Source organism: Gottfriedia sp. ABJ_BB2_2 (assembly GCF_055484705.1).
Genome location: NZ_JBVFKR010000007.1, coordinates 103,836 through 126,935, shown reverse-complemented (window position 1 = coordinate 126,935; position 23,100 = coordinate 103,836). Strand labels below are relative to the sequence as shown.

General features: G+C 33.9%; 27 protein-coding genes. 5 read left to right on the top strand and 22 right to left on the bottom strand.

The window, feature by feature from the left end:
* Positions 1-493 precede the first annotated feature (493 nt).
* A complete protein-coding gene (locus ACX6U0_RS15805) occupies positions 494-1,120 on the top strand; it encodes a cupin domain-containing protein (RefSeq protein ID WP_464960844.1) in 627 nt (208 codons plus the stop codon).
* A gap of 57 nt (positions 1,121-1,177) precedes the next feature.
* On the opposite strand, the gene ACX6U0_RS15800 is transcribed toward ACX6U0_RS15805, so the two are convergent.
* Positions 1,178-1,615 carry a peptidylprolyl isomerase gene (locus ACX6U0_RS15800; RefSeq protein ID WP_087999344.1) on the bottom strand — a complete coding sequence of 146 codons (438 nt, stop codon included), beginning with the start codon at positions 1,613-1,615 and terminating at the stop codon, positions 1,178-1,180.
* A gap of 190 nt (positions 1,616-1,805) precedes the next feature.
* On the opposite strand from ACX6U0_RS15800, the gene ACX6U0_RS15795 reads away from it, so the two are divergent.
* Positions 1,806-2,672, top strand: a complete 867-nt coding sequence (locus tag ACX6U0_RS15795; RefSeq protein ID WP_464960843.1) for a DUF1002 domain-containing protein — start codon at positions 1,806-1,808, stop codon at positions 2,670-2,672.
* 63 nt (positions 2,673-2,735) lie between these two features.
* Here the strand turns inward: ACX6U0_RS15795 and ACX6U0_RS15790 are convergent, their stop codons facing one another.
* The 11 genes from ACX6U0_RS15790 to ACX6U0_RS15740 form a co-directional block, all read right to left on the bottom strand.
* Positions 2,736-4,196 (bottom strand): spore germination protein, encoded by a 1,461-nt coding sequence (locus ACX6U0_RS15790; RefSeq protein WP_464960842.1) that lies wholly within the window; start codon positions 4,194-4,196, stop codon positions 2,736-2,738.
* The gene (gene spoVAEA / locus ACX6U0_RS15785) at positions 4,171-4,755 is read right to left on the bottom strand and encodes a stage V sporulation protein SpoVABEA (protein WP_464960841.1); all 585 of its coding nucleotides are present in this window, start codon (positions 4,753-4,755) and stop codon (positions 4,171-4,173) included. The genes ACX6U0_RS15790 and spoVAEA overlap by 26 nt, the downstream gene beginning before the upstream one ends.
* A gap of 3 nt (positions 4,756-4,758) precedes the next feature.
* Complete coding sequence (gene spoVAE, locus ACX6U0_RS15780; protein ID WP_464960840.1) at positions 4,759-5,109, bottom strand: stage V sporulation protein AE; 351 nt, start codon at positions 5,107-5,109, stop codon at positions 4,759-4,761.
* A gap of 11 nt (positions 5,110-5,120) precedes the next feature.
* Complete coding sequence (spoVAD, locus tag ACX6U0_RS15775) at positions 5,121-6,128, bottom strand: stage V sporulation protein AD (protein ID WP_464960839.1); 1,008 nt, start codon at positions 6,126-6,128, stop codon at positions 5,121-5,123.
* Positions 6,129-6,140: 12 nt separating this feature from the next.
* On the bottom strand, positions 6,141-6,593 hold the full coding sequence (spoVAC, locus tag ACX6U0_RS15770) for a stage V sporulation protein AC (protein ID WP_464960838.1): 453 nt from the start codon (positions 6,591-6,593) through the stop codon (positions 6,141-6,143).
* A gap of 12 nt (positions 6,594-6,605) precedes the next feature.
* Complete coding sequence (locus ACX6U0_RS15765) at positions 6,606-7,022, bottom strand: stage V sporulation protein AB (RefSeq protein ID WP_464960837.1); 417 nt, start codon at positions 7,020-7,022, stop codon at positions 6,606-6,608.
* Entirely contained in the window at positions 7,012-7,638 is a 627-nt protein-coding gene (locus ACX6U0_RS15760) for a stage V sporulation protein AA (RefSeq protein ID WP_464960836.1), read from the bottom strand. Before ACX6U0_RS15760 ends, ACX6U0_RS15765 begins: the two co-directional genes overlap by 11 nt.
* Before the next feature lie 161 nt (positions 7,639-7,799).
* Complete coding sequence (gene sigF, locus ACX6U0_RS15755) at positions 7,800-8,555, bottom strand: RNA polymerase sporulation sigma factor SigF (protein WP_464960835.1); 756 nt, start codon at positions 8,553-8,555, stop codon at positions 7,800-7,802.
* A 12-nt stretch (positions 8,556-8,567) separates the two neighbouring features.
* A complete protein-coding gene (gene spoIIAB / locus ACX6U0_RS15750) occupies positions 8,568-9,008 on the bottom strand; it encodes an anti-sigma F factor (RefSeq protein ID WP_464960834.1) in 441 nt (146 codons plus the stop codon).
* Entirely contained in the window at positions 9,008-9,358 is a 351-nt protein-coding gene (gene spoIIAA, locus ACX6U0_RS15745; protein ID WP_087999334.1) for an anti-sigma F factor antagonist, read from the bottom strand. The genes spoIIAB and spoIIAA overlap by 1 nt, the downstream gene beginning before the upstream one ends.
* A gap of 122 nt (positions 9,359-9,480) precedes the next feature.
* Entirely contained in the window at positions 9,481-10,644 is a 1,164-nt protein-coding gene (locus tag ACX6U0_RS15740; RefSeq protein ID WP_464960833.1) for a D-alanyl-D-alanine carboxypeptidase family protein, read from the bottom strand.
* A gap of 188 nt (positions 10,645-10,832) precedes the next feature.
* Between ACX6U0_RS15740 and ACX6U0_RS15735 the strand changes: the two genes are divergently transcribed.
* Genes ACX6U0_RS15735 through ACX6U0_RS15725 form a run of 3 tightly spaced genes read left to right on the top strand, consistent with a single transcriptional unit; the run spans position 10,833 to position 13,096 of the window.
* A complete protein-coding gene (locus ACX6U0_RS15735; protein ID WP_464960832.1) occupies positions 10,833-11,216 on the top strand; it encodes a GntR family transcriptional regulator in 384 nt (127 codons plus the stop codon).
* Position 11,217: 1 nt separating this feature from the next.
* Positions 11,218-12,096 carry an ABC transporter ATP-binding protein gene (locus tag ACX6U0_RS15730; protein WP_464960831.1) on the top strand — a complete coding sequence of 293 codons (879 nt, stop codon included), beginning with the start codon at positions 11,218-11,220 and terminating at the stop codon, positions 12,094-12,096.
* Positions 12,089-13,096, top strand: a complete 1,008-nt coding sequence (locus tag ACX6U0_RS15725; RefSeq protein WP_464960830.1) for an ABC transporter permease subunit — start codon at positions 12,089-12,091, stop codon at positions 13,094-13,096. Before ACX6U0_RS15730 ends, ACX6U0_RS15725 begins: the two co-directional genes overlap by 8 nt.
* A 49-nt stretch (positions 13,097-13,145) precedes the next feature.
* Here ACX6U0_RS15725 and ACX6U0_RS15720 read toward each other — a convergent pair whose 3' ends face one another.
* The 10 genes from ACX6U0_RS15720 to spoIIM form a co-directional block, all read right to left on the bottom strand.
* Positions 13,146-14,444 carry an NCS2 family permease gene (locus tag ACX6U0_RS15720; RefSeq protein ID WP_464960829.1) on the bottom strand — a complete coding sequence of 433 codons (1,299 nt, stop codon included), beginning with the start codon at positions 14,442-14,444 and terminating at the stop codon, positions 13,146-13,148.
* Between the two features lie 268 nt (positions 14,445-14,712).
* Positions 14,713-16,020, bottom strand: a complete 1,308-nt coding sequence (locus tag ACX6U0_RS15715) for a pyrimidine-nucleoside phosphorylase (protein ID WP_464960828.1) — start codon at positions 16,018-16,020, stop codon at positions 14,713-14,715.
* 104 nt (positions 16,021-16,124) lie between these two features.
* The gene (locus ACX6U0_RS15710; RefSeq protein ID WP_464960827.1) at positions 16,125-16,943 is read right to left on the bottom strand and encodes a purine-nucleoside phosphorylase; all 819 of its coding nucleotides are present in this window, start codon (positions 16,941-16,943) and stop codon (positions 16,125-16,127) included.
* A gap of 12 nt (positions 16,944-16,955) precedes the next feature.
* Complete coding sequence (deoB, locus tag ACX6U0_RS15705; RefSeq protein ID WP_464960826.1) at positions 16,956-18,137, bottom strand: phosphopentomutase; 1,182 nt, start codon at positions 18,135-18,137, stop codon at positions 16,956-16,958.
* Positions 18,138-18,542: 405 nt separating this feature from the next.
* The gene (locus ACX6U0_RS15700; protein WP_464960825.1) at positions 18,543-19,241 is read right to left on the bottom strand and encodes a TerC family protein; all 699 of its coding nucleotides are present in this window, start codon (positions 19,239-19,241) and stop codon (positions 18,543-18,545) included.
* Positions 19,242-19,601: 360 nt separating this feature from the next.
* Positions 19,602-20,348, bottom strand: a complete 747-nt coding sequence (gene map / locus ACX6U0_RS15695; RefSeq protein ID WP_464960824.1) for a type I methionyl aminopeptidase — start codon at positions 20,346-20,348, stop codon at positions 19,602-19,604.
* Between the two features lie 126 nt (positions 20,349-20,474).
* Positions 20,475-21,401 (bottom strand): site-specific tyrosine recombinase XerD, encoded by a 927-nt coding sequence (xerD, locus tag ACX6U0_RS15690; RefSeq protein WP_464960823.1) that lies wholly within the window; start codon positions 21,399-21,401, stop codon positions 20,475-20,477.
* A gap of 6 nt (positions 21,402-21,407) precedes the next feature.
* Entirely contained in the window at positions 21,408-21,626 is a 219-nt protein-coding gene (locus tag ACX6U0_RS15685) for a YqzK family protein (protein ID WP_087999322.1), read from the bottom strand.
* Positions 21,627-21,830: 204 nt separating this feature from the next.
* Positions 21,831-22,280 carry a ferric iron uptake transcriptional regulator gene (gene fur / locus ACX6U0_RS15680; RefSeq protein ID WP_087999321.1) on the bottom strand — a complete coding sequence of 150 codons (450 nt, stop codon included), beginning with the start codon at positions 22,278-22,280 and terminating at the stop codon, positions 21,831-21,833.
* 67 nt (positions 22,281-22,347) lie between these two features.
* Positions 22,348-22,998 (bottom strand): stage II sporulation protein M, encoded by a 651-nt coding sequence (gene spoIIM, locus ACX6U0_RS15675; RefSeq protein ID WP_464960822.1) that lies wholly within the window; start codon positions 22,996-22,998, stop codon positions 22,348-22,350.
* Between the last annotated feature and the right edge of the window lie 102 nt (positions 22,999-23,100).

Here is a 23,100-nt window from a genome sequence, read left to right as displayed (position 1 = left end):
GAACTAGACAAACCGAAAAGTGGAGGCAACTCGCTCTGACCCGACAAGCATAAGACAAAGAACACTGAAAGTTGCTTTTTAACTTTCATGGGCTTTGGCTTATGACTCGAGGGTCAAGTTGCCGGAACTAGACAATTCGAAATGTGGAACAAGTTGGTTCAGCTCTGAGAGGAATATCTCCATTCACCTGTAGAAGTGGGGATTTTCCACTTCAAAGGGGGATGGAATATTACCGAAGAGCTAACTTGTGGAACTAGACAAATCGAAAAGTGGAAGCGCCTACGTTCTGCCCCGACAAGCATAAGACAAGGACAGATAAAGATTGCTCTTTAATCTTTATTTGGCATTGGCTTATGACCTCGAGGGGCTAGGCGCAGGAACTAGACAAACCGAAAAGTGGAGGCGCCTACGTTCAGCCCAAAATGGAACCATTCGCCCACTACTTGAATACATTAGACCTTAATTAAATGAAATTGCTAAAGGAATGGTGAAAATGAGATTGGATTTGGATTACGCTTCACCTTCAACCCAATTTAGTTTTGATTTAAATACAAATACATCCTTCAAAAAAGACAATAATAATTACATCAATAGCTTGAGTATTCATCAATTAAATACACTTGATAATCTTTCGTTATTGGATATATATCTGAGTACAAATAATGTAGTCGAGCCTCACTATCATCAGAATTCTTCTGAGTTAGTTTACTGTATTTCAGGGTCAGCTATTGTTTCAATTTTCAACCCTTATACAAGACAGCTTCATAACTACCCTATTACACCAGGTCAAGTTGCAAATGTTCCACAAGGTTGGTGGCATTATGAAGTTGCTACAACTGATCAAACACATTTATTGGCTATTTTTAATGCACCTACACCGGATGTGATTTTATTCTCAGATTTATTAAAGTTCACACCATCAAATCTTGTAGCCCATACTTACTGTCTTGATGAAAATCAATGGAACCAAACTCTTGCACCACTTCAACCTTCTACTTTTATTGGTCCACCAATTACTTGTCAAAAAGACAATGGAAGCCAAGGAATGCCAGCACAAAATCATCAAACCTATTCTCCAATCGCTTATCAGCCATATTATCAACAACCACGGTATTGGTAAGGTAAAGATAAAAACAAAAAACTCTTTTCTGTTAAACAGAAAAGAGTTTTTTTTAGATTATTGTTCGTCCCAAACTTTAACTTCTTTCATAACGTCACCGTTACGCATTCTTAAAACAGTATCCATTCCTTCAGTAACTTGACCAAATACAGTATGTACACCATCTAAATGTGGTTGTGGCTCATGTACGATGAAGAATTGACTTCCACCAGTATCACGACCAGCATGAGCCATTGATAAAGCACCTGCTTTATGTTTATGAGGATTTCCTGCAGTTTCACATTTAATTGTGTAACCAGGACCACCTGTACCATTTCCATTAGGATCTCCACCTTGAGATACAAATCCTGGGATAACGCGGTGGAATGTTAATCCATCATAAAATCCTTTTTTTGCTAAGCTTTCAAAATTTTCAACTGTTGCTGGAGCATGCTCAGCAAACAAGTCGATTAAAATTTGCTCACCATTCTCAAATGTAATACTTGCCTTTTTCATAAAAAATTCCTCCTTATGTATTACAAACATCTAAGACTATATTGTCCTATTATTACCATTACTTAAATAAACTAGTAACGCTTTTATAATCATACAAAAAACGAAAAGTAATGACAAGTTTTCGAAAACTACTATAATAGTGTTATAAGATTTTTAATTTGTATTAACTTATAAAGGGAGTGTTTCTTTGTTGAAACAAAAAATTTTAGCATTCACCTTATCAATGGGATTAGTCGCTATGCCGTTATCAGTACTAGCAGATTCTGTTCCTGGTGAAACAATCGTTACTCTTGGTCAAAACTTAACTGAAACTCAGAAAAAAGCATTATTATCAGAAATGGGTGCACCTGCTGATGCTAGAACTGTTACAGTTTCAAATCAAGAGGAACATAAATATTTAGATGGAACAGTGCCTAAAGCTCAAATCGGAACTCGCGCACTGTCATCAGCGATGATTACAATTGGTGAAAAAAATACAGGGATTATTGTTCAAACAAACAACATCTCATGGGTTAGTAATGCAATGTATACAAATGCATTAATTACAGCAGGTTTGAAGGATGCAAATATTGTGATTACAGCACCTTTTGAAGTTTCTGGTACTGCAGCTTTAACTGGTATTATGAAAGCTTATGAGCTAAGCTCTGGCGAAGCAATTCCAGAAGAAGTTAAAAAAGTAGCAAACGAAGAAATGGTGAAAACTGCTAAACTAGCAGACACAGTTGGAAATGAAAAAGCTGTACAACTTGTTGCTCAAGTAAAAGAAGAAATTGCTAAAAATCCAAATATGACAACTGATGAATTAAAAGACTTAGTTAACAGCTTAGCTGGTGAATTAGGTATTAATTTAACATCAGATCAAATGGCTAGCTTAATGGCTTTATTTGAAAAAATGAAGGATTTAAATATTAATTGGGATCAAGTAGGCGATCAATTAACACAAGCAAAAGAGCAAATTTCTGATTTCTTAAATTCAGAACAAGGACAATCTTTTATTCAAAAGTTAAAAGATTTCTTTTCTGCTTTATTTGATGCTATCCTATCATTCTTTAAGTAATATAAGATGAAAAAGCAAAATAAAACCTAGATAATCTTACCGGATTATCTAGGTTTTTTCATTTTATAATGTTGCATCTCCGATTGTTTTTCCACCTTTTTTATGCTCACTTTCACTTGCTTTCGTACGAATAATTAAGTGCAGGAATGCTCGTCCATCAAATGGGATGAACGGCCAAAAATAAGGTGTATTTAACGTATTTAAGCTTGCTAAAAATAATATAAATAATGTTGAACCAATCATAAAGCCTTTTATTCCTAAAAATGCAGTAAGAATTAAAATAACAAATTTGGCTAGTTTGTTTGCTAGCGCTAATTCATAGCTTGGTGTAGCATACGAACCAATCATAGAAACCGCTGTATATAGTACTACCTCAGGTTGGAATAGCCCAACATCAATTGCAACTTGACCGATTAATACTGCTGCTATAATACCCATTGAGGTTGAGACAGCATTTGGTGTATGTATACTGGCCATCCTTAAAAACTCAATCCCCATGTCTGCGATTATTAATTGTAAGTAAATCGGAATATTACTTGTCTCTTTCGGACCGATATAGCTTAAATTTTCTGGTAAGATCTCAGGTACATTACATAATAATAGCCAAAACGGTAATAAAAACACACTCATAAATATACCAACATATCGTATCCATCTTAGGAATGTACCAACAGTTGGAGTTTGACGAAATTCTTCAGCATGCTGCATATGATGATAATATGTAGCCGGCGTAATGATTACACTAGGAGATGTATCAACAATAATGATGACATGACCTTCAATAATGTGATTTGCAACTACATCTGGTCTTTCTGAATACCTTACTAATGGAAAAGGATTATAGCCTTGCTTTAAGATAAATTCCTCAAGCTTTTTATCGGCCATAGACATCCCGTCTACATTAATTTTTTTAATTCGATCGATAATTTCCTTGACTAAACCTTCATTCGCTAGACCCTTAATATATGTAACACATACATCAGTTTTTGAACTATCGCCTACTTGCATGATTTCATTCCGCAAATTTTCATCGCGAATTCTTCTGCGAATTAAGCCTGTATTATTGATTATGTTTTCTGTAAATCCATCCCTTGAACCTCGTACTACCCTTTCTGTATCAGGTTCAGTTGGTCCTCGACCTGGATAACTTCTTACGTCTACTGCTAATGCTTTTGCTTCTCCATCAACTAATACAACAATTAAACCCGATAAAACATTTTTTATGACTTCCTCAATTGTTAATATAGCTGTTACTGATTGATGGACAATTGTTTCTTCTACTTCTTTAAACACTGATTTATTTTTATCTTCTACTTTTAAGCCAATTAAATCATCTAAAATCATTTGAATAAAACCAGTATCTGTTAAGCCATTTACATAATATAATTGTACCTCAACTTTATTTACATAAATAATCCGTTGACCTAAGTCGAAGCTTTTTCCAAATCCTAATCGATCTTTAATAATATTTGCATTCGTGACTAACTTAGGTGATAAATCAGTTGTTTTCGTTTCTGTTGTCAAGGATTTCACTCCTTTCTAAGATGTATTCAATTGCTTTTCTTGTAATCGGAGAACCTTTTTCAATATCATCACGGCCTCCCATTTTACCTATGTCTCCAATACCAATTACTAAAGGAATATTTAACTGATCTAAATTATACACAGTGTCTCCATTAATTCTACCTAGTTCTATATCAGGTACACCGAATTTATCTACACCATATTCAGTTAGATTCCCTTCATTATCAATACTGACATCGACCCTCGTCCATTCTTGATGATGCGTATTTGATGCAACCGCTAAGGCAGCTATTACTTCTATATGTTTATCATTAGCAACATATTTCAATGCTTTTTCTCCTGGTCCTTCTCCCATAAAACCACTATCATCAAATAGTACAAATATTGGTTCCTTTTGGGCTTGCATGATAATTTCTACCATTTTTTTACCAGAGAATTTCGTCGGATTTCCTTGCGACTGGGAAATAGTGCACCCACCAAATTGTTTTGCTAAATGTTCAATACTCCTATGAGCATAAACATCTCCATCAGTTATAATAATGACTTTTTTAGTCTTCATATGTTAGCCTTTTGGCTTAAATAGTAAGGCAATAATGAATGAAAACAAAATTGCTGCTGAGATCCCAGAAGATGTGAGTGAAAAGATTCCCATACCAATACCGACAAAACCATGTTGATTCGCTTCTGCCATAGCACCATGTAATAAAGAATGTCCGAAACTTGTAATCGGAACCGTCGCACCAGCTCCTGCAAACTCAATTAGTTTGTCATAAATTCCAAATCCATCTAATATAGAACCGGCTACAACAAATATACACATGACATGACCAGGAGTTAATTTTGTAAACTCAAAAAGTAACTGTCCAACAACGCAAATGAGTCCACCAACAATAAATGCATAAACAAATTCCATCTTTACACCTCCTAACAGCTTTCGAAGACAACAGCATGTGAAATGGTTGGGATCGATTCTTTTTGTTGAATCATTGTCGGACTTAATAGTGCACCAGTAGCAGCAACTAAAATTCTCTTATATGTTCCTTTTTTCATTTCTTGGAATAAGTGACTATATGTTACAACTGCAGAACATGCACATCCACTTCCACCTGCAAAAACTTCTTGATTTTCTCTATCATAAATGAGGAGTCCACAGTCATTATATTTCCCTGACATATCGTAGCCCTCTTCCTTTACAAGTTGTTCACAAATTGGTGCACCTACAACTGATAAATCTCCTGTAACAATCAAATCGTAATCATTTGGTGTTGTATTTGTATCCTTAAAATGCTGAACAATCGTATAGGCAGCAGCAGGAGCCATTGCAGAACCCATATCGAACGGATTTTTTAGTCCTAAATCTTGAACGGTACCAATTGTTGCACATTTTACTTTTATCCGACTTTTCTTACTTGATAACAAAATACTTCCTGCTCCAGTTACTGTAAATGTAGCTGAGTCAGGTTTTTGACCCCCATACTCGGTCGGATAGCGGTATTGTCTCTCTGCTGTGGCATTATGACTACTAGTCCCTGCTAATGCTAATTTTGCATAGCCACTATCAATTAATTGTGCACCTAATGCGGCAGTTTCCATTGATGTCGAGCAAGCCCCAAACATACATAGGAATGGTAATTGTAGTTCCCTTGCGATAAAATTTGCAGTGACATTTTGATTTAATAAGTCGCCTGCTAAAAATACATCGATATCTTCTACATTTTTATTTGCTTTTTTTAAAGTAATAGAAATGGCGTTTCTCAATAAAGCACGTTCAGCTAATTCCCAATTATCCTCATTACAATGTAAATCTTCATAAGCATAATCATATGTTCCTTTTAATAGACCTAGATTTTCTCTAGGACCAACTGCAGTACCTGAGGCCTGTACATATACACCATTTTTAAATTCCCATGTTTGTTTACCAAGAAGTCCCACAAATTTCACCTCCTAAAAAAGTACTTTGAATGCATATCGAATCATACCAACAATATAAGCCGATACAACTCCGTAAACAATGACACAACCTGCTAATTTGAACATATTTGTTGCTACACCTAAAACAAGTCCTTCACTTCGATGTTCCATCGCTGCACTTGTCATGGAGTTAGCAAACCCAGTTACTGGAACTGCTGAACCCGCTCCGGCAAATTGCCCAATTTTATCATAGATCCCTAATCCAGTTAGTAAACTTGAAATTAAAACTAGCGTTGCGACAGTAGGGTCACCAGCATTTTTATCAGTAAATCCAAAATAATTTATATAGATTTCAGAAATAGCTTCGCCTAAAAAACAAATAAATCCACCTACAAGAAAAGCTCTGATACAATTTCGTAACACATGTTTTTTAGGTTGATATTGTTTAATGCCTTCTTGATAATTTGCTTTTAATTTTCCACTCATTACCTTCATCCTTTACTCAATAAAATAGATCCAATGAAATAATGAACCAAATACTTTTCCAAGAGCAATTGCCATCAAAAGAAAGACTATTTTTTTTTGAATGCCGATTCGTTTGGCTAAGATTGGAAACACATTTAGTACTTCTGTTAATGCTGCTGCAAGCATGCCGATGAACATACCTGCTAAAAGTCCAATCGGGACAGAAACATATCTTGGCATGAAAAATACCGTATCCCTCAGACTAATCCAGCAACCAAATAGTGCGCCAACTACGACTGCAAATTCATACGCTCTTATTTTTTTGATTGTTTTCGTTAATTGCGTTAGTCTTGGAATAATCCCAATAACAGATAAGAATGCAACAAAACCAGTTCCAACTGCAATGCCACCTGAAAAACCAATAAAAGCTACAAATAAATCATGGATCATCTTCATTCACACTTTTCGTTGGTTTTTTATTTTCATTTACTAATACATACTCATCCATTGACCTTTGATATTGAAACATTTCCACTTCTAAAGGACTTGGCTCCTCATTTAAACGGGTCTTAAACCACTGATTAAAAAATAAAACCATACCAATACCTAATCCTAATGAATAAGGCACTTGTAATAGTAAAGGCTTATGATGATATTCTCCAGTTATTAAATAGTAAATTCTTTGTTGTACTTGTTGCATACTAACGTCCTCATGAAAATATATGATTGCAAGTGATGACCCTGCAAAAAGTAATATCCAAACAAACAAAAATAATAAGATATTTTCTTTTTTCACTGCATTCTCTAGCTCTAAAATACACATTGTCACACCAATTAATTCAAATGAAACATCTGGATCAACTTTTTGAATGAGTGGCAAGAGCTCTAAAATGTCAATAACAGTATGCGTACCATCCTCCTTTTTTGCTTCGTGTACGATAATATTTTTAATATCATTTAACTGAATGTTTATACCTTGTAGTCTCGCTATATCACCTAGTCGTACACTCTTACCTACTTGAACTACTACTCGGTTTAGTAATTTAATGTATAAGACCTTTTTCATACTTTCCCCTCGGTTTCAAAGCAATAAGTATTCGATTACAACTAGTATGTGAAAACTTCTCAAAAATAGTCATAACAACTAAAACTACTTCAAATTTATGTACATAAAAAGAGGAAGAAAAGTAGCAATTTTCTACTTTTCTTCCTCTTCTAAGGAATCAATTATTTAATTTTATCTTTCATTTGTTGGAGAATTTTTTTCTCGAGTCTCGAAACTTGTACTTGCGATATTCCTAACCGTTCGGCAACTTCAGATTGAGTTTGGTCTTTATAATATCTTAAGTAGACAATTAATCTTTCTCGGTCATCGAGCTGCTTAATAGCTTCTTTTAATGCAAATTTCTCAAACCAATTTGTTTCATGGTTATCGGCAATTTGATCTAACAATGTTATTGGATCGCCATCATTTTCATACACCGTTTCATGAATCGATGAAGGTGCTCGACTTGCTTCCTGGGCAAGAACAACATCCTCAGGTGTTATTTCCATATATGTAGCAATCTCATTAATTGTAGGCATTCTACCAAGTGACTTACTCAATTCTTCTTTTGCTTTACGAATTTTATTATTTGTTTCTTTTAATGACCTACTTACTTTTACTGTTCCATCATCTCGGATAAATCGTTGGATTTCGCCGATAATCATCGGAACAGCATAGGTTGAAAATCGTACATCATATGATAAATCAAATTTATCTACGGATTTTAGTAATCCAATACAACCAATTTGAAATAAATCATCTGGTTCATAACCACGGTTAATAAAGCGCTGAACAACTGACCAAACAAGTCTCATGTTGTGCCCGACGATGTTGTCTCTAGCCAATTGATCTCCAGCCTGACTACGCTTAATTAACTCTTTTAATTCACTATCCTTTAACTGCGTACGGGGTTGATCTTGCTTGACTTCTACGTCCATAGGCGATTCTCCTTAATTACATAGAGCATTGCTATTTGATAAGTACTTTTTAACAGTAATAGTCGTACCAACGTTTTCAGTAGAAACAACTTCACAGTGATCCATAAAGTTTTCCATAATTGTAAAGCCCATTCCTGATCTTTCTAAATCTGGTTTTGATGTAAATAATGGTTCCATTGCTTCATCTAAGTTAGCAATACCAATACCTTCATCTCTAATTGTTAATGTAACAGACTGATCTTCTAAGACAACTGAAATATACACAATACCTTCTGGATTGTTTTCATATCCATGGATGATCGAATTTGTTACAGCTTCGGAAACGACAGTTTTAATTTCTGTCAGCTCATCTAATGTTGGATCTAGCTGGGTAATAAATGCTGCAACAGTTACCCTTGCAAAAGATTCATTTTGACTCAACGCCGAAAATTGAAGGTTCATTTCATTACGCATTACGCCACCCCCAAAACAGTCAGTCCATTAGACTCGTCTTCTGCCAAATGTACAATTTTAAACAAACCAGACATATCAAATAATCGTTTGATTGATGGTGAAATAGAACATACGACCATTTCTCCACCTTTGTTTCGAATGACCTTATATCTTCCTAAAATAACACCTAATCCAGAACTATCCATAAAAGATAAGTGTTCAAGATTTAATAAAATATGTTGTATTGGCTGTGTTTCTAATACTTCATTCACCTGTAAACGTAAATCTTCGGCAGTGTGATGATCAAGTTCACCTGCAAGTCTTACACAAAGGATTGCATTTTTCACTTCTAGTTCGATATTAAGACTCACTTTCAATAACCTCCTTATTGTGACGGTTAAATGAAAGTTTCGTTATCTTCTCGTGAAATTCCTTCATGGTGACAAAACTAGTGTAAATACGTCAAAAGTCTACGTTATCAAATGGAATGAGATTAATTAAAACCATCGATTGTTCGTTTAAATAAGTCATACCATTTTGCTTTAGGAATGTTGTTCCTAGCAACTAAATCGGTGGTTGATAAAACTCGATCCCCTTGCTTCAATACTAATTTCCCTACTACCTGGCCCTTTTTAATTGGCGCTTGTAGATCTTTTTTCAATTTAATGTCTTTTGTTACTTTATTTAAAGCTTCACCTTTTTTCATAACGACTGAAACTGGTGATTTTGTCACTACATTTACATTTTTTGTTTTCCCTTTGCTAATTGATAACTGGTCAACATTGTCGCCTTGTTTAATGAGTTGCTTTACTTGATACTGATTAAATGCGTAATCAAGCAGTTTGGACATTTGTGCATTTCTTTCCTTCGAAGTAGGTGCACCCATAATTACACTAACGACTCTCATGTTATTTTTCTTTGCAGTTGCTGTTAAGCAGTATCTTGCTTCTTGCGTAAATCCAGTTTTTAAACCATCAGCTCCAGGATAAAATCGAACTAATTTATTTGTGTTTACTAACCAAAATTGTTTTTCAGTATTTTGACGTAAATAGTCCTCATAAGTGCCTGTATACTTTGTTATAAGTGGATGCTTTAATAGCTCTCTACCCATAATCGCCATATCATATGCAGAAGAATAATGATCAGCTGCTGGTAATCCTGTTGGATTTTTAAAATGTGTATCTTTTAAACCAAGAGATTTTGCTTTATTATTCATTAAATTAACAAATGCCTCTTCAGTACCTGCAATTTTTTCTGCCATAGCAACAGAAGCATCATTTCCTGAAGCAATCGCAATCCCTTTTAACATTTCATTAACTGTCATTTCTTCGCCAGGCTCTAAAAAGATTTGTGAACCACCCATTGATGCAGCATATTCACTAGTCATTACTTTATCATCTAGCTTTAAATTTCCTTTATCAATTTCTTCCATAATAATTAGCATTGTCATAATCTTCGTCATACTTGCTGGTGGAAGCTTCTTTCTTGCATCTTTTTCATATAAAACTTCACCTGTATCTTGCTCAATAATAACGGAAGATAATGCATTTTTAGCTAATTCAACGTCTACGGCTCTTGTCTCTCTTGCATTTACGGTAGGCAGTGATAATGAGAAGATCATTGCACTACTAATAAGTGTAAAAACTACCTTTTTCATTTATAACCCTCCATTCTATTCATACATATTTTTTCCAAATATAAGTAGTTTAATCAAACTGAACAGAAAATATTAGATTGAATGGAACTATTTACTACACTCATTGCATATGATATAAATAAAGTGTATTAATCATACTCATACACTCAGTACACTTAATACACCAAATTATGTAAGGTGGTGATTATTTGATTATTGTCTTAGATGCTAGAAGTCATTTACCAATATGGGAACAAATTGTACTTCAAGTTAAAGAACAAATCTTAAGGAACGTTTTATCAAATGGAGATAAGCTTCCATCTGTTAGAGAGTTAGCAACTACACTACTAATTAATCCAAATACAGTTAGTAGAGCCTATCAAGAATTAGAGCGTAGTGGAATAATTGAAACCATTCGTGGTAAGGGAACTTTTGTGATTGGGCTAACAAAGGAATCCGTTTCAGAACAAACCCTTCTAAAATTTCAAACTAAATTTTCAAACCTTTTAATTGAAGGGTTGATGGAAGGTATTGATGAAAAAGTGATAATAAATTGGGTAAAAGATGTTTATTCAAATAAGGGAGTTGAATAATGTGTTAAAAATTCATCAACTAAGTAAGAAACTTGATGAAACTGAAATTTTAAAAAATCTATCATTTGATATAGAAAAAGGAACAATTACTGGATTAATAGGACGAAACGGTGCTGGAAAAACGACTTTGCTTCGTACAATTGTAGGAATTCTATCACCTGATGAAGGTGCTATTTTAATCGATAACAAAGATATTACGATTGAACCAAATACACGAAATCAAATCGCCTATATGAGTGATACAACAAATTTTATTAAACAGTTTACTGTAAAGGAACTCATTACAATCTATGAAAATGCTTATCCAAAATTTGAGAAAGAAAAGTTTCTAGATTCACTTCATAAATATAAATTACCGCATGGATCACTTCGTAAATATTCAAAAGGAATGAAGACTTTATTATATTTACTGTTAACATTTTCGACGGGCGCAAACTATGTAATATTAGATGAACCAACGAACGGTTTAGATCCAGTTGTGAAACGGACAGTTTTACAATTAATCATTGAATATGCAAGTACAAATTCCGTTGGTGTATTAATTTCGTCGCATCATCTTGTAGAGTTGGAAAAAATTATTGATCAATATTTGTTCTTAAAAGAAGGTACGATTGATAATGTTTCGACAATGGAAGAAAGTACAAATAAACATTTTAAATTACAAGTAGCTTTTGAAAATGGATTACCTACTGATATAGAAGAACTAGAGCACGTATCTGTCTTTTCTAAAACAGGCAAAGTTGCAATTTTAATTGTAAGCGGACAAAAAGAAGAATTTTTACAGACATTAGTAAAAAGGAATCCACTTTTACTAGAGGAACTTCCTTTAACATTAGAGGATTTATTTTTCTTAAAAGACGGAGGAGAATTATATGTTTAGTAAAGCATTATGGCTAAAGCATTCTAAACAATCAAGACTAGCACTTATATTATTATATCTGGTTTATGTAGTGATTTTACCGTTTAGTTATTATAACAACACCTTTGAAATGAATAGAGCATTAGATGCTTCCTATACTGATTACCCATCCATTTATATTGCTGAATTTAGTACGCTAGCATTTATATCTCCAATTCTTGTTTTAATATTGAGTATATTGTTAATTGGCATTGAACGTAATACTGGTGGCATTGATTTTCAATTCTCTCTACCATATACACCAAAACAATTATTTTTATCCAAATGGATTTTTGGAGTCGTTCATGTTTTAATTGCAACAATTTTATTAAGTATATTAACTTTAATAATCCATTACTCTACTATTCTTCATCAATATATTAATACAAGTGGATTTTTACCGATTTTTGTTACACTATTTCTATTTTCAGTTGCATTTTTAACAATCGGCTTAGCAATCGGTACACTTACTGGACATTATTTTTCACAAACACTTTTTACAATTTTCACTATTTTTTCACCAGTATTACTATTTTTTAGTGTGTTATCAAATTTAAAAGGACTTTTTAATAAGGATTTTAATGGAATATTAGAAATTGAAAAGAAAATAATCGATTGGTCTATTTCATTCCAATCTGGTCGTTTAAGTATTACGAAAGATTTTGATCAGCAAAGTGTAACGTATCCAACATTTGATGTTCATAACTTATTAGTCATTTCCATTTATATTCTTGTGTTTTTAGTAATTGGTTTAGTTTGTTATAGTCGAAATGCAAATGCTAATAACGGAAAATTATTTGTTTATAAAAAGTTTGGCCAATTCGTAAATATTTTATTTATTTACCTCTCCGCAACTTGTATTGCGGTTTTAACGTCAACGATTGCAAATGGTAGTAATGTCATTGTTTATACGATTGGCTTACTGATTGGATTAATTGTTGGTTTTTATTTCTATAAACGACTTAACAAATTCTTTGAATAAAGAAAAAAGCGCTATTTTCTCTTTTATCTGAGAAATAGCGCTTTTCATTTTAAGAAATAAAGTTTAATGCAAAACGTACAAAAAACAAAGCAGATATTGCTACCATATAAGGTGTGATTTCGGTTTTTTTGCCAGCCGCTAACTTAACTAGCGGATAAGCGATAAAACCAAAAGCAATTCCATCTATAATACTATATGTTAAAGGAATGAATGCTAATATTAAAAAGGCAGGTATTGCCTCAGTAGGATCATCCAATTGTATATCAGTAATGTGTTTAACCATTAATGAACCGATAATGATTAAAATCGGTGCGATTGCAGATGTTGGAATATACGCAATCAATGGCATAAACAGTAAACATCCTAAAAATAAAAGACCTGTAACAACAGAAGTAAGACCAGTTCTACCTCCTGAACTGATACCAGCACTACCTTCTACGGCAACGACAGTAGGACTTGTTCCAAAAATACCAGATAACAAGATCCCCATAGCTGTACCTTGTACGACCTTCTGCTGCTTACTCTCTTGATTCATCATGCTTAATTGCCCATGAATGATACCAATTGATTCAAATAAAATGACCATTGTTAACGAAAATACTGCGATCCAAAAAGAAAAACTCATGATATTCGTAAAGGTCAGTTGTCCGACAACTTGATTTGCGGATTCAAATGTAATTGCAGTTGTTTCGTGTGCTTTTTCAATGCCACCATGTAATAAAAACGAAATAAATGTCCCTAATATAACTGTAATTAAAAAATTAGCTGGAACATTTTTAATAAATAGGTAAATCGCAATCCCAAGTGTAATAACTGTTGCTAAAACATCAGGATTTGAGAAATTTGCAATGGATACAAAAGTATCTTCATTTTTTACGACAATTCCACCTTCTTGAAGGCCAATGAAAGTTAAGAAAAATCCGATTCCTACAGTAATTGCACTTTTTAGTGATAATGGAATCGCAGTTGTCAGTTTTTTAACTAGATTTGTAAACGATAAGATGGACAATATTACACCGCTAATAAATACGACTGCAAGCGCTTCCTGCCAGCTCATGCCCATTTCTCCAACCATTGTGTAAGTGAACAATGCATTAATACCCATTCCTGGTACTAGTACTAAAGGTGAATTGCTCCATAATCCGATCATCACACTTCCTAAAAATGCTGATAGGATTGTTGCAATCATTGCCCCCTGAAACGGTATACCGGCATCATGTAGTATTGTACTGTTTACTGAAAGGATATAGACAAGTGTTAAAAATGAAATAACGCCTGCAATAACCTCCGTTTTAATGTTTGTACCGCTTCCTTCAAGATTAAATTGTTTGTTTAAAAGATTTTTCAAGTGAATTCCTCTCTTATAGTGTCTCCCTCGCCCACCCATGCACTAAGGCACGATAAATATTATACTAGAGATCGTCAAATATGAAAACAAATATTTAATATTTAAAGATGCTGATTTCTTATTTGTGCCGCGATTTTTGTAGTGTTGGTATACCTCTATCAGTAGTACTTGCCTTTATAAGTTCATACTTTACTCAGCATTCATTTTTACAAGTAAAGGACAAAAAAAGCTATTCTCAACTGAATGAGAATAGCTTTTATACATAATCTTAAGCTTCCATAATTAAATCATAAACAAGAGTAGGCTCTTCTACTTTTTCTTTAGAAAGAATGATGTTTTCAAGTAGATCTTTCTCTACTTCGCTAATATCCTCTGTGTTTGAATAAACAGTTACTAAAGATTCACCTTTCTTAACTGCATCTCCAACTTTTTTATTTAACATTAATCCAACTGCTAAATCGATAACAGATTCTTTCGTCGCACGACCAGCGCCTAATTTCATAGCCGCTGTTCCAACCGCATCAGCAACGATTCGAGAAACATAACCGTCTTCTTTTGCAACAACTTCTTGAATGTATTTTGCTTGAGGTAATCTTGAAGGATCATCTACAACAGAACCATCGCCACCTTGAGCAATTAAGAATTTTTTAAATACTTCTAACGCTTTACCATTTTTCATATTCTCAACAAGTTTAGCTCTTGCTTCATCAAGTGTTTCAGCTTTTTTCGCTAAAACAACCATTTGACTTCCTAAAATTAAACATAGTTCTTCTAAATCTTTTGGCCCTTCACCTTTTAACGTGTCAATTGCTTCTTTCACTTCTAAAGCATTACCAATTGCAAGTCCTAGTGGTTGGCTCATATCTGAAATAATCGCTACAGTTTGTCTGCCAACATTATTACCAATCTTAACCATTGCTTTTGCTAGATCACGAGCATCATCAATGTCCTTCATAAATGCTCCAGCGCCAGTTTTAACATCTAATACAATCGCATCTGCGCCAGCTGCTATTTTTTTACTCATGATTGAGCTAGAAATTAATGGAATTGAGTTAACTGTCGCAGTTACGTCACGTAGCGCATATAACTTTTTATCCGCTGGTGTTAAATCACCTGTTTGACCGATTACAGCTACTTTAATATCATTTACTTGTTTGATGAATTCTTCTTCTGTTAATTCTACGTGGAATCCTTCAACAGCTTCTAACTTATCAATTGTTCCGCCAGTATGACCTAAACCTCTTCCGCTCATTTTTGCAACTGGTACATCTAATGAAGCAACTAATGGTCCTAATACTAATGTAGTTGTATCACCAACACCACCAGTAGAATGCTTATCAACTTTGATTCCTTCAATGTTCGAAAGATCGATTGTGTCACCAGAGTGGACCATAGCCATCGTTAAATCACTATATTCTACTTCAGTCATACCTTTTAAAAATACTGCCATTGCAAAAGCACTCATTTGATAATCAGGAACGCTACCATCTGTAAATCCATTAATGATAAAATTGATTTCTTCAGTTGTTAAAGTTTTTCCATCACGTTTTTTTTCAATTAAGTCTACCATTCTCATGTTTGGAATTCTCCTATCTGTTATGTCTCTTCTCTTTTGTATCTAATGTAGAACGAAAAGGGACTTCTACAACATCTGCGCAGAAGTCTTTTCATTTAAGGTACTTATCCTAATTTACGAACTATTTCTTTTACTAATGATAAAAATTGTGATCTTACTCTTTGCGTTGTTTCAATTACCTCTTCATGGTTTAAAGGTTGATCTAAAATACCTGCAGCCATATTTGAGATACATGAAATACCTAGTACTCTTAAGTCAGCGTGACGAGCAACTATTACTTCAGAAACCGTTGACATACCGACAGCATCTGCTCCTAATGTTCTAAACATACGGATTTCAGCTGGGGTTTCATATGAAGGACCAGTAACCGCTAGATATACGCCCTCTTGAAGCTTCACATCCACTTCTTTTGCCGCACTTCTTGCAACATCTCGAAGTTCACGATCATAAGGGTGAGACATATCTACAAATCGTAAACCAAGCTCCGGATTATTAGGTCCAATTAAAGGACTAGTTCCAGTAAAGTTAATATGATCAGTGATTAGCATTAGATTACCTGGTTCGAATGAAGTATTTACTCCACCAGCTGCATTTGTTACAACTAAAATGTCTACACCTATTTCCTTCATCACACGAACAGGAAACGTTACTTTTTCCATGTCATATCCTTCGTAATAATGGATTCTACCTTGCATAGCGACAACGCTTACACCATGAATATCACCAAATACTAATTGTCCTTCATGCCCTTCTACTGTAGAAGTAGGGAATTCAGGAATCGTATGATATGGAATTTTTACTTGATTTTCGATTTCATCTACCAAGACTCCTAAGCCTGAACCAAGGATTAAACCGATTTTTGGTTTATGTTTAATTTTTTCTTTTATAAAAGATCCTGCTTTTTCAATCAATTCTTTATTCATTTTAACTCCACCTTATCTCAATTTTCCTAAAAAACTTGATCCATGTGATGGCAATTTAACATCAAAATTCTCTGCGATTGTCGCTCCAACATCTGCAAAAGTTTTTGGAATTGGTATCTCTTTTCCTTCAGTAAACTTTTTACTATAAACAAGTAAAGGTACATATTCTCTTGTATGATCAGTACCAGCAAAAGTTGGATCATTACCATGGTCTGCAGTAATGATTAATAAATCATCTTCTTTAAGCAGTTCAAATACTTCAGGTAATCTTGCATCGAACTCTTCAAGTGCTTTGCCATATCCTAATGGGTCACGGCGATGGCCATAAACTGCGTCAAAATCAACTAGATTTAAGAAGCTTAGACCAGTAAAGTCCATATTTAATGTATCCACTAATTTATCCATTCCGTCCATATTTGAAACAGTACGTAATGCTTTTGTTATACCTTCACCATCAAAAATATCAGCAATCTTACCGATTGAAATCACATCATAATTCGCATCCTGTAATTCGTTCATCACTGTACGTCCGAAAGGTTTAAGTGCATAATCATGACGGTTTGGTGTACGTTTAAAGTCACCTGGTTCTCCTACAAATGGTCTTGCAATAATTCGACCAATCATATAAGGATCATCTAAAGTTAACTTACGAGCAATTTCGCAATATTTATATAGGTCCTCTAAAGGCACAACTTCTTCATGTGCTGCAATTTGTAAAACCGAGTCAGCAGAAGTGTATACAATTAAATCTCCTGTTTTCACATGTTGCTCGCCTAGCTCTACTAAAATTTCCGTTCCAGAAGCTGGTTTATTACCGATGATTTTACGTCCAAATTGGCTTTCAAGCTCACTTATTAACTCAGCAGGAAATCCATCAGCAAATACTTTAAAAGGCTTGTCAATATGAAGCCCCATCATTTCCCAATGACCTGTCATCGTATCTTTTCCAACTGATGATTCTTCCATTTTCGAATAAAATGCAAGTGGTTTCTCAGCTTTTTTAATTCCTTGTAATTCGCGAATATTACTTAATCCTAGACTTGCCATATTTGGCATATGTAATCCATTCATTTTTTCTGCAATATGTCCAAGTGTATCTGAACCAACATCATTAAATTTTTCTGCATCAGGAGCCTCTCCTATACCTACAGAATCCATAACAACGAGGAACACGCGTTTAAATTCTTTACTCATCTGTTTTCCTCCTAACGATCGCTACAAACTGAAACTAAAGTGTAGAGTCAGATGTCTGACAACTAAAGTATACTTATTGTCCTAATTCTTTTCAACCATTATATTTTCCATTTTGTGTATATTGATACGATTTTCCCCTTTTATTTTAAAAAATTTCACAAATAATTAAGCAGAAAAAAGCCCAACCTATAAATAAGTTGGGCTTCAAACTGTTGAGAAACGCTCGCTTTCTTCGTTGCTTCGCCTGCTTCCGGTGCTCATTACCAATTAGGGTAACTCCGCTCCTCATCAGACTTCGCGCCTTGAAAGACAAGCGTTTTCAATCAGTATGAGTCTCTTAGTTTTTTGTGCTTTGTCTACATAATTAGCCCAACCTATAAATAAGTTGGGCTAATTTTAGTATCATTAAGCTGTTTGATCTTGAGATGAACTCTCGCTGTGTTTTTGAGCTTTTTTCTTTGCTACTAAAGTACCAGCAACTACTACTACTGCAGTTAATACAAGTTTAAAAGCTAAAGCAATTGTTCCATTTTCAAAAACATCTTTAATCATATTATCATGTGTAATCATTCCAGCGGCAGTCCAAGCTAAAATAGCAGAACCGATCGTTGTAATAATTGGATATTTGTTCATCACTTTCATTAAATAAGAACTTCCCCAAACAATAATTGGGATTGAGATTAAAATACCGATTACGATCGCTGATAAGCTTCCGTGTGCTACACCTGCAAGAGCTAATACATTATCAAGACTCATTAAAGCGTCTGCGATGATAATTGTTTTTACTGCTCCCCATAATGTTGCACCACTCTTCACTTCACCATGATTCGCATCATCAACTAATAATTTAAATGCGATCCATAGTAGCATTAAACCACCGATTGCATAAATTAAAGGTATTTTTAATAAGAAAACAATAATCGCTGCAAATACGATGCGAAGTCCGATTGCACCTGCTGTACCTAAAAGTACCGCTTTTTTCTTTTGCTCTTCAGGTAAATTTTTAGCAGCTAGAGCTATTAAGATTGCATTGTCTCCACTTAATAACAGGTCGATAAAGATTACGTTTACTAGTACGCCTAAACTCATTCCAAATATTTCCATGACTCTTCCCCCTCATAATCTACTATTTTATTAAACAACCTGTATCCGTGTCTACAAAAATAAAAAGACCTTTGCCTATAGTTGTAGATCTACGGCAAAGGTCTTGCTGAGCATACGCTAGTTGTATGCCAACAAAGCCGATGAGAATAAATTCTCATGAAATGACGACTTTGTTTCAGGATTTCTCCTGACGCTACTCCCCTTTGGAGTATTCGATTGTTTGTAATATAATATTATGCCAACTCGTCTATTATGTCAATAATTGTTAATGAAATTTTAATTTTTGTTTTTCGTTCATTCATTTTTGCTCTAACAAAACTAATCTTAAATCACCGATCAATTTTTATCAATGTCAATATTTTACTGCATTGTTAATATTTTTGGACCTTCGCTTGTAATCGCTAATGTATGCTCATATTGTGCAGAATTTTTACCATCTCTCGTACGTGCTGTCCATCCATTACTATCCATTGATGAATGCCAAGTTCCAAGATTAATCATTGGTTCAATCGTAATGACCATACCTTCACGAAGTCTCATACCTTTTCCTGCCATACCAAAATGTGGTACAAATGGTTCTTCATGAAGTGTTGGTCCAATTCCATGACCAGTAAAATCACGAACAACTGAATAACCTAATGATTCAGCATATGATTGAATAGCAAATCCAATATCACCAAGTCGATTTCCTGCAATTGCTTGTTCAATACCTTTATATAAACATTCTTTTGTAACTTTTAGTAAATCCTTATTTTCTTTTGTAATATTGCCTACGCCGTATGTCCATGCTGAATCTGCAAGAGCACCATTTAAATTGACAACCATATCAATTGTTACAATGTCCCCTTCCTTTAAAGCCTTTTTACGAGGAAATCCGTGACAGATCTCATCATTAATTGATGCACATGTAGCATATTCATACCCGCGATATCCCTTTTGTTCTGGCTTTGCTCCGTTTTTAGCAAGAAACTTCTCTACAAATTGGTCGATTTCCCACGTTGTAATGCCTGGTTTAATCATTTTTGCAATTTCTTTATGTGTTGCTGCTAATAATTTACCAGCTTCATGCATTAAATTGATTTCCCGTTCAGTTTTAATCGTAATCATATTAATTCATCCTCTCATACGTGATCCACTTAATGATTAATTTAATATATTATGCATTTACTTGGCAACAAATCCTACAATTTAAAAATATCTTTTAGAAAACAGCCAAGAAAAAAGAGCTTAATGTTAAGCTCTTGGGTGAAATTCTTTATACACGTCTTTCAATCTATTTTTTGTTACATGGGTATAGATTTGTGTAGTTGATATGTCAGCATGTCCAAGCATTTCTTGGACTGACCTTAAGTCTGCACCGTTTTCTAATAGATGTGTTGCAAATGAATGTCGTAAAGTATGAGGCGTTAATTCATGCTGAATATTAGCTTTTTCAGCTTGTTTTTTTAAGTTTTTCCAAAAACCTTGCCTCGACATTCGATTACCATGATGGTTTAAAAATAATGCATCGTTTTGTTTTTTTCCTATCAGTTTCATTCGTGACATTTTCAAATACTGCTCTATTGAGTTAATTGCTAATTTCCCTAGTGGAATAATTCGTTCTTTACTCCCTTTTCCTAGGCATCGCACAAACCCCATTGTTAAATTTACATCTGACAGATTTAAAGACAATAACTCAGATACACGCATTCCAGTAGCATATAGTAATTCTAGCATTGCCTTATCCCTTAATCCAAATTCAGAGCTGTCTGGAACCTCTAATAACGCCTCAACTTCTGTAAGTGATAGTACTTTTGGTAGCACTTTTGGCGCTTTTGGAATTTCGATTAAAAGTGAAGGATCGTCCTTCATTCCATCTACTTCTCTGATTAGAAATTGGTGAAACGAACGAATCGTAGCTAATTGACGAGCCATTGTTCTTACCGTTAAATCTCTTTCTTTCAAATATTTTAAATAGCCAATAATATGTATTCTTGTAATAGTAGAAAGCCCTTCAATTCTTTCTACTTGATCCATATACATGCCATAGCTTTCTAAATCATTACCATATGATAGAATTGTATTTTTTGATAAACCTTTTTCTACTTGAATAAAATGGATAAAGTCTTCTGCTGCAAAATCAAATTCTTTTTTAAATGGCGTTTTTTCATTAGTTGTCACTTCTCATTACTCCCCGTTTTGATAAAACCGTACCAATTGATTTAAAGTACCATGATTATGGTCTTTATCAACCTTTAACATTGAACCTTCTGGTCGGTCATATCTATGCATATCCTCATATTCTGAATGTATCCATTGTATAGCAAAATAAAATAAGATTGTACATGTAATAAATAAAATGGCTACTTTTAATACATTCAAAAAAATAACTGCTCTTTTTTTCATATGACCACCACCTATTTGCAAGAAGTAAAGACATCATTACTACATACTATGCAAAATTTGGACAAATCATACTTCAATTCATATAGAAAGAAGATTTCTTTTATATCTAAGAACATGAAAAAGAGCAGACCTATTTTAATGAACTGCTCTACTCGCTTTTTATTTGATCCATATTAGTTTAAATACTCATTTAACACCGATCTTTTATTGTTCTTCAGAATCATGGCAACGATGACAAACACCATGAAACGATAAACGGTGATCTTTAATTTTAAAATTCCAACGTTCTTCAACTGTTTTTTCAATATCACTTAAGAGATTTTCATGAATTTCATCTACTGCTCCACAAATAGTACAAATTAAATGATGATGAAAATGTTGTGCACCTTCATGTCTTAAATCGTATCTTGAAACGCCATCACCAAAATTTATTTTATCAACAATTGTTAACTCAGTTAGTAATTCTAACGTACGGTAAACAGTAGCAAGTCCTATTTCTGGCGATTTTTCTTTCACTAGGAGGTAAACATCTTCTGCACTTAGGTGATCTTCTTCGTTCTCTAATAAAACACGAACTGTAGATTCCCGTTGTGGTGTTAATTTATATCCTGCTAAATGTAGTTGTTTTTTTATTCGTTCAACTCGTTCTTCCATTTTTTTCACTCCCTCGCCACTTGATAATAATTATAACAAAGAAAGAGAAAGTGTCAAAAATTATTTGCTATTTTTTTGAAACTATTATTTCTGAAATTGCTTTTAAAAAGTAGGAAGAACCATAAGCTTCAATTACACTTGCAATACTTAGACAAATTGCAACTACACAAAAAACAATTGAATATGAAACTAATTGCTTCATAATCGCTTCATTATCATTTTTCATAAATTGTTTTCGGATCATTCGAATTGATAATTGAACGGCTAAAACTGTTAATAAAATATAAAGTGGTAATACGATAACATTTTGCGGAAAGACTGATGAAAATGCTAATAATATTCCGTGCCATCCAAGCTGATTGACTAAAAAGCCAACTGTAAAACCAACTACTAAACCTTTCATAAATAATAAGATTAGTATAATTGGCAATCCGATGATTGAGATTCCTAGAATCCAAATTAATGCTAAAAATTTTAAATGAGTCGAATAACTCGACAGAAAAACTTCATTTCCATTTATATAGCCATCATTATTAACTTGTCCAAAAAATTGCGTAATAAATGAAAGTATATCCTGCTTTTGACTAACGTTCATGCTATTTACAATAACTGCCCCGAAAACAACACCAAATAGTAAAATGACACTTACAAAAATATAAATGGGCATATAATCCTTCACATGGTTCTTCATCGTTAATTGGACTGAGCTTCTTGTCATATCATCAACTCCTCGTGTCGTAGACTCTCTTCATTTTATGATTGGACAAGTAATTTATTCTTTGAATTTATAAAAGTTTGAAAATTGATGACAAAATAGTAA